This window comes from Desulfobacterales bacterium (assembly GCA_034520365.1).
Classification (GTDB): domain Bacteria; phylum Desulfobacterota; class Desulfobacteria; order Desulfobacterales; family Desulfosalsimonadaceae; genus M55B175.
Window position 1 is genome coordinate 969,205 of sequence record JAXHNP010000006.1, and the last position, 14,162, is coordinate 983,366.

General features: G+C 56.3%; 13 protein-coding genes. All 13 read left to right on the forward strand.

Going from position 1 to position 14,162, the window contains the following annotated elements:
* Positions 1–45: 45 nt before the first annotated feature.
* Positions 46–906 (forward strand): hypothetical protein, encoded by an 861-nt coding sequence (locus U5L07_12355; protein MDZ7832536.1) that lies wholly within the window; start codon positions 46–48, stop codon positions 904–906.
* Positions 907–1,298: 392 nt separating this feature from the next.
* Complete coding sequence (locus tag U5L07_12360) at positions 1,299–2,123, forward strand: nitroreductase family protein (GenBank protein ID MDZ7832537.1); 825 nt, start codon at positions 1,299–1,301, stop codon at positions 2,121–2,123.
* Positions 2,124–2,145: 22 nt separating this feature from the next.
* Positions 2,146–2,295, forward strand: coding sequence for a hypothetical protein (locus U5L07_12365; protein MDZ7832538.1), 150 nt, complete (start codon positions 2,146–2,148; stop codon positions 2,293–2,295).
* A gap of 516 nt (positions 2,296–2,811) precedes the next feature.
* A complete protein-coding gene (locus U5L07_12370) occupies positions 2,812–3,222 on the forward strand; it encodes an NADH-quinone oxidoreductase subunit A (protein MDZ7832539.1) in 411 nt (136 codons plus the stop codon).
* A gap of 17 nt (positions 3,223–3,239) precedes the next feature.
* Positions 3,240–5,579: an NADH-quinone oxidoreductase subunit B/C/D gene (locus tag U5L07_12375; GenBank protein MDZ7832540.1), complete on the forward strand. Its 2,340-nt coding sequence runs from the start codon at positions 3,240–3,242 to the stop codon at positions 5,577–5,579.
* A gap of 8 nt (positions 5,580–5,587) precedes the next feature.
* On the forward strand, positions 5,588–6,061 hold the full coding sequence (gene nuoE, locus U5L07_12380; protein MDZ7832541.1) for an NADH-quinone oxidoreductase subunit NuoE: 474 nt from the start codon (positions 5,588–5,590) through the stop codon (positions 6,059–6,061).
* Positions 6,062–7,333: an NADH-ubiquinone oxidoreductase-F iron-sulfur binding region domain-containing protein gene (locus tag U5L07_12385; GenBank protein ID MDZ7832542.1), complete on the forward strand. Its 1,272-nt coding sequence runs from the start codon at positions 6,062–6,064 to the stop codon at positions 7,331–7,333.
* A gap of 20 nt (positions 7,334–7,353) precedes the next feature.
* A complete protein-coding gene (gene nuoG / locus U5L07_12390) occupies positions 7,354–9,795 on the forward strand; it encodes an NADH-quinone oxidoreductase subunit NuoG (protein MDZ7832543.1) in 2,442 nt (813 codons plus the stop codon).
* 3 nt (positions 9,796–9,798) lie between these two features.
* On the forward strand, positions 9,799–10,794 hold the full coding sequence (nuoH, locus tag U5L07_12395; protein MDZ7832544.1) for an NADH-quinone oxidoreductase subunit NuoH: 996 nt from the start codon (positions 9,799–9,801) through the stop codon (positions 10,792–10,794).
* A 72-nt stretch (positions 10,795–10,866) separates the two neighbouring features.
* On the forward strand, positions 10,867–11,403 hold the full coding sequence (gene nuoI, locus U5L07_12400) for an NADH-quinone oxidoreductase subunit NuoI (GenBank protein MDZ7832545.1): 537 nt from the start codon (positions 10,867–10,869) through the stop codon (positions 11,401–11,403).
* Positions 11,404–11,416: 13 nt separating this feature from the next.
* Positions 11,417–11,950, forward strand: a complete 534-nt coding sequence (locus U5L07_12405; protein ID MDZ7832546.1) for an NADH-quinone oxidoreductase subunit J — start codon at positions 11,417–11,419, stop codon at positions 11,948–11,950.
* Positions 11,947–12,261 (forward strand): NADH-quinone oxidoreductase subunit NuoK, encoded by a 315-nt coding sequence (nuoK, locus tag U5L07_12410; GenBank protein MDZ7832547.1) that lies wholly within the window; start codon positions 11,947–11,949, stop codon positions 12,259–12,261. The genes U5L07_12405 and nuoK overlap by 4 nt, the downstream gene beginning before the upstream one ends.
* A gap of 13 nt (positions 12,262–12,274) precedes the next feature.
* Positions 12,275–14,161 (forward strand): NADH-quinone oxidoreductase subunit L, encoded by a 1,887-nt coding sequence (locus U5L07_12415; protein ID MDZ7832548.1) that lies wholly within the window; start codon positions 12,275–12,277, stop codon positions 14,159–14,161.
* Position 14,162: the final 1 nt, after the last annotated feature.

Consider the following 14,162-nt stretch of genomic DNA (forward strand, 5'->3'; position numbering starts at 1 on the left):
TCAACTATAGGCATATATCAGTTTTTCGGCAAAAAGGGGGCGGCCATGTCATTTAAAGAGAATCTTAAACAGAAAATCGCCGTTGACCGCCTGGCGGAGCGGGTTCACCGGACGCTGGGCGCATCCGGCAGCGGAAAAAAAATTGACAAAGAAGCCATGCGGACGCTGTTGAAAACAGCCGGATACCAGTCAACGCCCGCGCGCGATATGGAAATTTACCGGGCCGACCCCCAGGCGGAAAAGGGCGACATCCTGGTTCTGGATAACGAACTGCCCCTGTATCACACCACGCTAAAAGATGTGCTCCTGCGCAAAAATCCGATGATCAAGGAAATGGTCAATATTTTCAATATGAAAAAGATATTGAGCGATGCGGACGTAAAGGTCGCCAAGGGCGGGGACACCCTTGACCGAATTCATGCGGAATGTTTGCAAGATATTGATTTGACCTATACGGAGGCGGATATCCAGGAGATCGCGGCGGATGGCCGAACCGCCTGTAAGAATGAAGCTTCGGCGCAGGTTGAGGAGACACTTGACCTGTTTGCGGAGATTCTTTCCTTTACCCCGCCGCCGGTTCCGATTCGCCTTCCGGGCATGAAGATTCTGGGCCGGGTGCACAAAGACAACGGGCGGGTTACCATGTACGGCCCGGTCATCACCTACTACCCGCAGGAAAATTCCCTGAAATTCTTTGACGCCTATCTGGCCCCGGCGGAGATGAAAAAGACCCAGGTATACCTGGATATGGTCGGCGGCAAAGAGACAGCCACGGTTGAGGGCGGCGAGGTTTTTGATGCGCTTAAAAACCGGGTTTTGAAAGAGGCGCCGCAGTTTTCTGTCCCGCCCCCTCAATCCAAACCGTCTAAAAATCGACTTTTTACGAGTCCATCAATTTTACTCTAAATAAAGTACCGCCCGGCGATGATCTAATTTATAAGCCATTGCCGGTATTTCCCCGAGGCCCGGGGCGACTTGGGATATCTCTATGGCTTGCGCCGCCAGCTCCCTGAAAACTCGCCCTGACGGGCTCAAACAACAGCTCGCTTCGGCGGCGCTTCGCCAAGAGCTATCTCCAAGACGCCCCAAATGGCCTCTTGGGCAAACACCGGCAATGGCTTAACCAAAGGACATCGCTACCGTTCCTTAGAAAGCGGTTTATCCCTGTCTTTATAAAAAAAAACGAGCGATCGCTCGTTTTTTTGTTGACTCACCTCCATGTCGCCTATAAGAATATCAAAACAAGTGGGCAGATATACAAATAAATTTTTAAAAACCATCAATTCTGGAGCTATATTATGCCATTATTTGAAGTTGATCCGGACAAATGCAATCAAGACGGTATATGCGTCGATGAGTGCCCGATTAAAATTATTTCTTTAAAAGATAAGGATTCTGTGCCCAAGCCGGTAAAAGGTGCGGATCAGCTCTGCATCCACTGCGGCCACTGCGTGGCCGTCTGCCCGACGGGCGCCCTGTCGCACGAGAGCATGAGGCCTGAGGACTGCCCGCCGGTTAAAAAGGAATGGCTGCTGGATTCTGAGCAGGCAGAGCATTTCCTGCGATCCAGGCGATCCATTCGCACGTATAAGGATAAGCCGGTGGACAGGCAGACGCTTTCCAAATTAATCGAAATTGCCGCATATGCGCCTTCCGGCCATAATACCCAGCCAGTGCACTGGCATGTGGTCCATGATACGGAAACCCTGCAAAAGCAGATCGGGGTGGTAATCGACTGGATGCGGTATATGATTAAGGAGCATCCGGAAATGGCCGATATGATGCATCTGGACATGGTGGTCGGCGCCTGGGAAATGGGGATCGATACGGTCTGCCGGGGGGCGCCCCATGTGATTGTCGCCCACGGCCATAAAGACAATCCCATGGCGCCGAACGCCTGTGTGATCGCTCTCTCCTATCTGGAGCTGGCCGCGCCGTCACTTGGCCTTGGCACCTGCTGGGCCGGATTCTACAATAGCGCGGCCATGTACTGGCCGGAGATGAAAAAAGCCCTTGGCTTGCCTGAAGGGCATGTGTGCTATGGCGCGGTGATGGTCGGGTATCCCAAATACAAGTATCACCGTTTGCCGCTGCGGAATGAGCCAGTAATCTCATGGCAATAAGTTTAATTTTAGGAGAAAAAAATTGGAAACTATTTATGAACAGCTCAGGCAGCGCCTGGATGACATGGCCACCGGGTCTTCGGCCACAAAATCCGAGGATGCCCTCTATCTGCCGCCCGAGACTGGCATGGAAACCTATATCCGCATTGCCCAAGAGCGCGGCAAGCTGTAATCGCCTTCTAAGTAACTTCACGGGTATTAGGATTTGGGTATTAGGTATTAGGTTAATGAAATCAAGAATTTATGGTCGGCACGGTGGCCGACCCTACGATGAATCGGGTTTTTCCCCATTCGTAGGGCGGGCCACCGTGCCCGCCTGAAAAATAAATAGAACAAATTTACCGTGCCTCAGTGCCTTTAAAGTTATTTATACGTTCGGTCCCGGGCGGCAGCCCGGGGGGAATACCTCTAAGGAATCGATCGTACGAACAGAGAGTTACTTTCTGCAAAAATACCGCCGCGGCGGCATAAACCGCTTTTTACCAGTGGATTGCGCTTACGGCCAACCCACCCCGCCTGATCTCTTCCCCCCCCGGAGATTTTTTGCAATATCTGCCTCCTGTGCTTATACTGATTAAAACAAATAATAACAGGAACTAGAAGCGGATTTCATCGGCTATCCGCTGGTGGTTATAGGTTTTAAACTTCCACAGGCTTTGAATTCATCAGGATGAGCCAAATATAGATTATGGATCCTGTCATTACCGAGCATATTGTCTCGCCATGGGTGCCGGGCGTGTTCAGTCTGGTAAGCTTTACCCTGGCCATTCTTGTGTTGATGGCGCTGATGCTTCTATTGACCCGCTGGCTGGGGGAGAAAAAGCGCAACCCCGACAAGCAGCGCCCCTATGAGAGCGGCATCATCCCCACGGGCACCGCCCGGCTGCGCTACCCGGTCCCGTTTTTCCTGGTGGCCATTTTTTTTCTGCTCTTTGATGTGGAGGGCGCGTTTATTTTCTCATGGGCGGTGGCCTGCAAGTCAATGGGGTGGAAGGGATGGCTGCAGATGGCCTTTTTTATCTTTGTGCTCATCCTCGGATTGATCTACGTCTGGCGTAAAGGAGGCCTTGATTGGCACGGAAAAACGCGGATCAGATAGGGTTTTTCCCGAAGCTGCTGGATCCGGTGATTAACTGGGCCCATGCCAACAGCCTCTGGCCCATGTATTTCGGCCTGTCCTGCTGCTTTGTGGAGGAGGCCACGGTCCTCACCCCGCGCTATGATATCGCCCGTTTCGGTGCGGAAGTCCTGCGGCTTTCCCCCCGGCAGGCGGATCTGATGATCGTCTCCGGCACGGTGTTTAAAAAGATTGCGCCGGTGGTCCTGCGACTCTATGAGCAGATGGCCGAGCCCAAATGGGTTATTTCCATGGGCTCCTGCTCAAACACGGGCGGCATGTACGACGTTTACAGTGTGGTGCAGGGCGTTAACCAGATCCTGCCCGTAGATGTCTATATCCCGGGCTGCCCGCCGCGGCCCGAAGCGGTATTGGCCGGCCTGATGGAGCTGCAAAAAAAGATTAAGGGCGAGCAGCCCACCCGCCCGAATTTTCATGTAGCCGGCGGTGACCAGGGAAGCACCTCTCCGGTGCTGGTGGATGGACAGACCAAGTCCCGGGATACCCGGGGGCCGGGCATGAACGGCATCCCCATTCGCGGCACTTCGGTGACCCCGCCGGATTTCTTTGACAGCCGCTCAGACCTCATGTGGTCGCCACCGGCCAATTCCATAGAACTTGGACCGGCAGCAAAAGATTTGGCGGCAGGGCTTAAAAATCGGTTCGGCGATGCGGTAAGGCCTGCGGACACCACATCCGATATGCTGACCATTCACACGATGCCGGAGCGCGTCAATGACGTCCTCTCCTTCCTCAAACACGAGGCCCCGACCCGATTCGAGCGGCTGGAGGATTATACCGCCATAGACGAGTCCGCCCGGCGCAATCGGGATCAGTACCCGGATTTTACCCTGGTCTATCACCTGACCGCCTTTGAGCCGGCCACCCGTATGCGGGTCAAGGTGCCGCTTTCCGGCGAATCCCCGGATGCCCCGAGCATCAGCGGCCTTTGGCCTTCCGCCAACTGGTATGAGCGCGAAATCTACGACATGTTCGGAATCAATTTCCCCGATCATCCCCATCTCCGGCGGCTTATCATGCCGCCGGACTGGGAGGGTCATCCGTTGCGCAAATCCCACCCGGGCCGCGCCAATGAAATGCCGCCGTACACGGAAAAGCAGGCCCGGGAATTACAGCCATGGGGCGGAGAGGAATATTTTGATCCGGCGGCGGACGAGGAGGCGCTGATTCTCAATATGGGGCCCCATCACACGGCCACGCACGGCCTCCTGCGCCTGATTGTCAAACTTGAGAGCGAGACCATCACCGGCCTGGACCTGGATGTGGGCTATCACCACCGTTCTGTTGAAAAGCTGGGGGAGCGTCAGACCTGGCTGCAGTTTATTCCCTATACGGACCGGGTGGATTACATGGCGGGCGCGGCCAACAACCTCCCGTATGTGATGGCAGTTGAGCAGCTGGCGGGCATCAAGGTCCCGGAGCGGGCCGAATACATCCGGGTCTTGATGAGCGAGCTCTTTCGCATCAGCAACCATCTGGCATTTCTGGGCATCTGCGGCCACGACCTGGGCGCGATGACCCCCAATTTTTATACCTTTCGGGATCGGGAGAAGGTCCTGGATATCGTGGAGATGATCTCCGGCGCCCGGCTGCATCCGTCCTGGTTCCGGCCCGGCGGCGTGGCCGCGGACATGCCGGCCGGTTGGAAGGAGCCGATCGAGGCGTTTTTAAGGGACTTCCCCAAACGGATCAAAGATTACGAGGCATTGACCATCAAAAACCCGATTTTTAAGGCCAGGCTAAAGGGCATCGGGCGGCTTTCCCGGAAAGATGCCATTGACTGGGGGGTAACCGGCCCGAACCTGCGGGCCACAGGGGTGGACTGGGATTTGCGGAAAAAGATGCCGTATTCGGCGTACGGCCAGTTTGACTTTGAGGTGCCCACGGATACGGAAGGCGACGGCCACGCGCGCTACCGGCTTCGGATCGAGGAGATGCGCCAGAGCGTGCGCATCATCCGGCAGGTGATCGATCATATGCCGGATGGCCGGTATGTGACCGATGATTATCGCTACAGCGTGCCCAAAAGAAAAGACATGTTACAAGACATTGAAAGCCTGATCCATCATTTCATCAATGTCACGCGCGGGCCCAAGATCCCGCGGGGCGAGTCCTATATGGCCTGTGAAATCCCCCGTGGGGAGCAGGGCTACTACGTGGTGAGCGACGGCCTGGGCGCGGCCTACCGCATGCGGATCCGGGGCCCAAGCTTTACCAACGTGCAGGTGTTTCCGATCATGTCCAGGGGGGAGACCATCGCGGACTTGATTTCGGTTCTGGGAACAACGGACTATACACTGCCGGATCTGGACAGGTGAGGGTGAAGATGCTGCCGAGCGCTGTTAAAACCGAACTCGAACGCCGGATTGCCGAGGCCGATCACCCGAAGGAGCTGGTGGTTGACGTGATGATGGCCTGCCAGGCGGCTTACGGCTATTTAAGCGACGAGGCGGTGGCGATTGCGGCCGGAATGCTTGACATGACGCCGCTTGAAATCGAAGAGCTGGCCACCTTTTATAACTATATTTACCGGGAGCCGGTGGGCAGATATGTCATCCACATCTGTGACAGCGTGGTCTGCTGGATGGAAGGCTACATTCCCCTGCGCGACTATCTTTGCCAAACGCTTGGCATTGAAATGGGGGAAACCACGCCGGACGGCCGGTTTACCCTGCTGCCGGCCTGCTGCCTGGGTTACTGCGACCGGGCCCCGGCCATGATGGTAAATAAACGAGTCTACGGATTTTTGACCCCGGAAAAGATTGACGCAATTATCGATGAATTGAGCTCGGAAGAATAAATGCATCCGCAGGTGCTATTAAAAAATCGAAAGCCCGACCGGATAACGACCCTGGAAGAGTATCGCGAGGGCGGGGGATACGAGGCGATGGTCCGGGCATTAAAGGATGAGACCCATCAGTCGATACAGGATATATTGATGGATGCCGGCCTTTTGGGCCGCGGCGGGGCCGCCTTTCCCATGGGCCAGAAGCTCTCCACCGTGCTTGAGAACGCCCCGTACCCGCGGTACGTGGTCTGCAATGCCGACGAGATGGAACCGGGCACATTCAAGGACCGGGTCATGATCCATGCCGACCCCCATCAGCTGATCGAGGGGATGGTGATTGCGGGATGCGCCATGGGGGCGGCGCACGGCCTGATTTTTATCCGGCCGGAATATGAAAACGCCGCCCGGATTCTTTCCCGGGAGGTGGAAAATGCCCGGCAGGCCGGGTTTCTGGGAAAAGCTATCATGCACACCGGGTTTGATTTCGACATCGTGGTTCACCGAAGCGGCGGCCGATACATCTGCGGCGAGGGGACCGCCATATTAAACGCCCTGGAAGGTAAGCGCCCGAACCCGAGGAAGCCGCCCCCGTTTCCCACGTTCAAAGGTCTCTGGCAGCTGCCCACGCTGGTGCAGAACGTGGAGACCCTGTGCTGCGTGCCCCACGTCATCCAAAACGGGGCGGACTGGTTCCGGTCTCTCGCATTAACACCGGAAGGGGCGGGTACAAAAATTTTTTCCATATCCGGCCGGGTGCGCCGGCCGGGCTGCTACGAGCTGCCCATGGGGATCAAGCTCTCAGAAATTATTGAGGACTATGCGGGCGGCATGTGCGAGGGATCCGAGTTCAAGGCCTGTCTGCCGGGCGGAACCTCCACCCAGTTCATGCCGGCGTCCATGTATCATGCGGTCATGGATTTTAAGTCCCTGGAAGATGCGGGATACCGGCTGGGCACCGGTGCGATCATCGTGTTTGATCAGAATACCTGTCTGGTGGGGGCCACGCTTAATATGATCGCGTTTTTTGTCCGGGAATCCTGCGGTTGGTGCACCCCGTGCCGGGAGGGGCTGCCATATATCCGGGATCTTCTGCAGCGCATTGAAAACGGGCAGGGCGAGCCCGCGTTTGTGGATAGGTTAAAGGAGATGTGCGATCACCTGCCCAGGGCTTACTGCGCATTTGCGCCGGGTGCGGCCGCGCCCGTGGAAAGCCTGCTTGAGCATTTTGCCGATGAAGTGAACGAACATATTGAAAAAAAGGCGTGTCCATTTAAATCGTCTTAATCTTAATCTTACTCTAATTTATGCCCAAACTCACTATAGACAACCGGGAAATCGAGGTGCCTGAAGGCACCAAGATTATTGATGCCGCCGAACAGCTGGGCATTATGATCCCCCGTTTCTGCTATCACCCGGCGTTGGGATCGGTGGGCGCCTGCCGGGTGTGCGCGGTAAAAATCGAAAACGCGGGCCGGCTCTCCGGCATCCAGATGAGCTGTATGATCGATTGTTTGGATGGGATGAAGGTCTCAACCGATGATCCCGAAGCGGTGGATTTTCGCAGGTATGTGATTGAGTGGCTGATGTTAAACCACCCGCACGACTGCCCGGTATGCGACGAGGGCGGGCACTGCCTGCTTCAGGATTTAACAGTGGCCGGCGGCCATAGTATCCGGCGTTTCAATGGCGAAAAGCGGACCTATCCGGATCAGTATCTGGGCCCCCTGATTCGGCATGAGATGAACCGCTGCATCCAGTGTTACCGCTGCTCCCGGTTTTATCAGGAATATGCCGGGTATCGGGATCTGGGTGCCATGGGCGTCGCCTCCCGCGTCTATTTCGGCCGATTCACGGACGGCATCCTTGAAAGCCCGTTTGCCGGAAACTTGATCGACATCTGTCCGACCGGCGTGTATACGGATAAACCGTCGCGATACACCGGCCGGCGCTGGGATTTTGAGCGGACCCCGGGGATTTGCATCCATTGCAGCCTGGGGTGCCATATCACGGTTTCCGCCCGGTATCGGGCCATCGTCCGCCATGAAGCCCGGTTTAATGAATCTGTGAACGGCCATTTTATCTGTGACCGGGGGAGATACGGATTCTATTATGCCAATCTTTCTGACCGGCCCAGGAAAGGGGTGATCGACAATCAATCGACGGCGCCTGACCAGGCGGTAAACGGAGCATTGGCAGCGCTTGACCGCATCAGTGAGCAGCACGGGGCTCAGGCTGTGGCTGCGGTGGGTTCCGGACGCAGCAGCCTGGAAACATTGTTTGCCTTAAAATCGCTTTGCATGGAAAAAGGCTGGCAGGGGCCGGTTTACTGGCCGGACAGGCGGCACGGCCGAGTGGTCAAAACCGCGGTGTTCGGATTAAAGCCGCACCTGGCCGTATCCATGCAGGAGATTGAAGCGTCTGATTGTATTGTGGCGGTTGGCACGGATGTGTTGACCGAAGCCCCCATGCTTGCCCTTTCCATGCGGCAGGCAGCCCGAAAGGGGGCTTTTGTGGCGGCCCTGGACCCCCGGCCCCTGGACTGGCCGCTTCAATTTACACATATCCCGACCCGGCCGCAGGAAATGGCATTATTTGTAGCCCGTTTAAAGGAGCTGCTGACAGGCGGCCCGGGCGACAATGATTCATTGGTTTTGTCCGAATCGGCAGAGCGGGCCTTGGAAAAGGCGGCGGATGCGCTTTCAAAAAGCGAGAAACCGGTTATCATCTGCGGGACGGAGCTTACTATCCCGCGGGTGATTCAAGCATGCACTGAAATGGCCGAAGATCTTTATCAGTCGGGCAGACCGGCCGGGGTTTTCAATGTGATGCCCCGCTCAAACAGCTATGGGGCCGCGCTTCTGGATGAAGGCGGCAAAAGCCTGGAGGAATTGATTGAAAGCATTGAGGCCGGCCAGATAAAAGCACTGGTGGCGGTGGAAAGCGATATATGGGACCGCTTCTATGACAGGCTGCGCCTGTCCGCCGCCCTGGACCGCCTTGAATTGTTTGTGGCGCTTGATCATCTCAATTCGGATTTGTTTCAGCGGGCCCATATCCGTATTCCCACCCAATCCATTTACGAAGCCGGCGGCATCTACATCAACCCGGAGGGCCGGGTGCAGAAGACGAATCCCGCCCATGCCGGCGGCATCCCTGTTGCCATGACAGGCGGCGGCGATCATCCGCCGCGCACCTTTGAACCGGATATTCCGGGCGGTGATGTGCCGGCGGCCTGGCGGGTGCTGAGAATATGGCAGGGGCTTTTGGCGCCGGGTTCCCGGGAGGATCTGATCCGGGAGATGGGCAATGCGGAACCCGCTTTGGCGGATATTCAGGAAACCGGCAGCCGGCTTTTTTCCGGCCGGCAGATGCCTGTGACCGAAACGGCGTCTGGAGATATGGAAACAGGGGGCCAAACCGATTCGGCATATACCCTACATATGGTGGCTTCCCTTTTCGGAGATGAGCCGCTGTCAAACCTGTCCGCCTGTTTGCAGCCGCTTGAGAAATCATCGGAAATATGGATGTCTGAAAAAGATGCGCATGATCTGGGCTTTGCAGAAGGGGTCTCTGTGCTGGTTGAACTTAAATATGAATCCGTGGCAGCAAGCGTTCGTGTAGCCGCCGGGATACCGTCCGGGGTGATGACCATGCCGCGGGTTAAGCCTCTTTTCTGGCAGCAGCTGGATAATGCCGCAAGCGTTCGGTTAACAAAAGACAACATTAAGGTAACGGGGAAATCCTGAGCCATGTGGGTCTGGTTGGTCGGATACGGGATTTTGATCGCCAAAATCAGCCTGGTGCTGACAGTGGTTCTGCTGCTGGCGGCCTACCTGGTGCTGGTGGAGCGGAAACTTCTGGGCCGATTCCAGGTACGGCCCGGCCCGAACCGGGTGGGAATCTTCGGTATCCTCCAGCCCATTGCCGACTCGATCAAGCTGATCTTAAAAGAAGATGTCATGCATGACGGCGCCGAGCGTGTCATTTTTCACCTGGCGCCGGTGATTGTGGCGGTTACCGCCCTGATGATGTTTGCCGTGGTGCCGTTCGGACCGGAAATCACCCTGTTCGGCAGAAAGGTCCCCATGGTGATAAGCGATATCAATGTGGGGGTCCTTTACGTGTTTGCCCTGTCTTCGCTTAGCGTCTACGGCGTGGCGCTGGGGGGGTGGGCCTCGAACTCCAAGTTTGCGCTGCTGGGCGGCATTCGCGGGGCCGCACAGATGATCAGCTATGAACTGGCCCTGGGCTTGTCCATCATCCCGGTGGTCATGCTGGCCGGCTCTTTCAGCCTGGTGGATATTGTGAGCGCCCAGGATGAACTGCCCTTTATCCTGGTTCAGCCCCTGGCGTTTGTCATTTTTCTTTTAAGCGCCATGGCGGAGAGCAAGCGGATTCCCTTTGATCTGCCCGAGGCGGAAACCGAGCTGGGCGCGGGCTATCACACGGAATACAGCGGCATGCGGTTCGGCCTGTTTTTTCTGGGCGAGTATGTGCACATGCAGGTGATGGGGGCCCTGATGGCGGTATTTTTCTTAGGCGGCTGGCACGGCCCGATCCTGCCGGGACCCATATGGCTGCTGATTAAGATTATCATCGTCTCGGTTGTCATGATCTGGGTGCGGGCGACGCTGCCCCGGCTGCGCTATGACCAGCTGATGGAGCTGGGCTGGAAGGTTCTGATTCCGGCGGCCCTGATAAATATTTTGATCACCGGGGCGTTTATCGTGGGCTTTTCGTCTTAATCTTACTCTTAATCTTACTCTTAATCTAAAAACAAAAGAACCAGATTAAGAGTAAGACGGGAAAAGGAATAAATGAATGTACTGATTGACATTGTCGTCTCCCTGGCACAGGGATTTTACACAACAGCTAAGCACCTGTTCCGGAAGCCTTTTACCGAGGAATACCCGGAATACAAGCGCCCGCTGCCGGAGCGCTCGCGGGCCAGGATAGTCCTGACCCGCGATCCGGACGGCCGGGAGCGGTGCGTGGCCTGCTATCTCTGCTCCGGGGTGTGCCCGGTGAACTGCATATCCATGCAGGCGGCCGAAGATGACCATGGCCGGCGTTATGCCGCCTGGTTCCGGATCAATTTCGGCCGGTGCATCTACTGCGGGCTCTGCGAAGAGGCCTGCCCCACATCGGCTATCCAGCTGACCCCGGAGTTTGAGCACATTACCCGGGATATTTTAAAAATCGTTTATGAAAAAGAAGATCTTCTGGTGGATCACGGCGGAAAAGACCCGGATTATGACTTCTATCAGCATGCCGGGGTGGTGACAAAACTTTACGGAAAAGGCGAGCATGCGGCGGAGCAGCCGCCGGTCAACACAAGGACCAATATGCCATAGGATGAACGAAGCCATGACGATTTATGCCATACTATTTTATCTGATCGCGGCGGTCATGATCCTATCCACCGCTATGGCGGTGACGCGGAGCAACATGGTGCATGCGGTGCTGTATCTGGTGATCTCGTTTTTCGGCAGCGCCGTGCTGTTTTTTCTGCTGGGCGCGCCGCTTCTGGGGGCGCTTGAGGTCATTATCTATGCCGGCGCCATCATGGTCCTGTTTTTGTTTATCGTCATGATGCTTAAGGTCGAGGTGACCGATGACGGCGGCGTGCCAATCGGCCAGCTGGCGGCCGCCGGTGTTATCTGCGGCATCTATTTTCTGGCCTGCGTGCTTTTGATGAAATTTTCCGGGCCGTCCGCCAAAGAGCCGATGCAGGCGCTTCTGGTTCAGCCGAAGCATTTCGGCAACCACCTTTTCAGGCAGCATTGGCTGGCCATTGAAATGATATCGCTGCTGCTTCTGGTGGCCCTGGTCGGTGTTCTGCACTTGGGCTTAAGCCGGGGCCGCCGCAGGGAAGAAACCAAAGGAGGCGACGGCGGATGATCGTTCCCTACACCCACGTGATGCTGCTTGCGGCCATACTTTTTTTAATCGGGATGCTTTGCACGATCACCCGAAAGAATCTGATCATGATTCTTCTGGGGCTTGAGATCATGCTAAATGCCGCGGCGGTGGCTTTTGTAGGGGCAAGCCTCCATGCACAGCATGCGGAAGGGCAGGTGATGGCCCTGTTTGTCCTGGCCGTGGCCGCTGCCGAGGTGAGCGTCGGCCTGGCCCTCATTGTCTGCATCTACCGGCAGACCGGCACCGTTGATCCGGAATGTATTGAGTCGAACACGTGCCGGCTTGAATGAAAAAGGAAACCTGATGCCCTATAACCCCATACCGCAGATAAGCCTCTGGGCGGCGGCCATCACAAGTGCCGGCCCGATGATCGCATTTGCCGCCATCATGATCCTGCTGCGAAAGAAGCCGCGGGCGAGTGCCGCTCTCTCCTTAACCGCGGTGACGGCATCCCTTGTCTGCGCGGTATTTCTTCTGATCCGGCATTGGGGAATGACAACCCCCATGCAGGCAACGGTAAACTGGATGGTTTCGGGCGACATGGTGATTCCCCTGGGCATCCTCCTGGACCCCTTAAGCCTGTTGATGCTCGTGGTGGTGGCGGTGATCTGTTTTCTGGTCCAGTTCTATTCCCTGGGGTATATGGCGAACGATCCGGGGTTTTCGAGGTATTACGGCTTTATGTCGCTTTTCGCCTGGGCCATGACCGCCCTGGTGCTCTCGCCCATGCTGCTGCAGCTCTACATTTTCTGGGAGCTGGTGGGGCTTGCGTCCTATTTTTTGATCGGATTCTGGTACGAGAAGTTTTCCGCCACCCAGGCGGGCAAGAAAGCCTTTATCATGACCCGGACCGGGGACCTGGCCTTTTTCCTGGGCATTTTGCTGCTTCTGGCGGCGGGCGGTACGGCAAATATCCTGGAGTTAAACAGCATTGTCCTGCCCGGCGGCTTAAACAGCCTTTTAGGGGCATTGGCCGCACTTTTGATTTTCGGGGGAATCATCGGCAAAAGCGCCCAGTTTCCCCTTCTGACCTGGCTTCCGGATGCCATGGAGGGCCCGACACCGGTGAGCGCCCTTTTGCATTCAGCGACCATGGTGGCGGCAGGCGTCTTTCTGTACGGCCGGCTGTTCCCGTTTTTCAGCCACTCCGCCATTGTCATGGGCTTTACCCTGGCCATCGGCACCATCAGTATGCTGCTTGCCGCCACCATGGCGATCGTGAGCCGGGACATCAAGCAGGTCTGGGCCTATTCCACCATCAGCCAGCTGGGGTTTATGATTATGGGGCTTGGCGCGGGCGGCTATTTCGGCGGGATGTTTCACCTGATCACCCATGCGGGATTCAAGGCGCTTTTGTTTTTATGCGCGGGCGCCCTGATCCACCATTACCATTCCAATGACATGTTCGTGATCGGCCGGGGCGGGGGGCGCCGGATGAAAATACCCGTTATCTGCACGGTGATCGGGGCGGCCGCGCTGTCCGGGATCTGGCCGTTTTCCGGGTTTTTCAGCAAAGAGGCGATCATGGCGGGTCTTGCCGGGCTTGAGAATCCGGTGTGGCTGCTGGCCGGCTTGTTGGGGGTGTTTTTAACCGCCTATTACACGTTTCGGCTGATATTTATTATTTTGTTTCCTAAATCTATTGAATCCGCAGATACGTATACATCCGCCCATGACAAATCTTCGGCGGATCGGTTCATGGCCGCCCCCCTGGTGGTTTTGGCTGCAATTACGGTTGTCCTTGGGTTTTTCCAGGTTCCCCTGCATGATTTTTTAATCGATATCCCCGGCCACGGTCCGGCGCACGGGCCGGTGTGGCTTCTGCCTATGGCCCTTGGTCTGGCGATTGCCGCCGTTATCCTGGCCTGGTTTGAATTCGGCCGCAAACAGGCGAGCCAGATGGGGTTTGTTGAAAAGATAGCCCCGCTTTACCGGCTGTTTTCCGAGCGCTGGTACCTGGATCACATGTACCGGTGGGCCGTGGACAATCTCCTGGATAAAGGCATTGCCGCCCTCTGCCAGAAAAATGACGATCACGTGGTGGACGGCAGCGTCCATGCCCTGGGCAACGGGATCGTGACCGGCGCCAAAAGCATCGCCGGCTGGCACCAGATGCTGATTCAACGAAAGCTCATGGTGGTGTTCGCCGTGATATTCGGTTTAACCCTGATTATGCTGATGGTTGGATGAT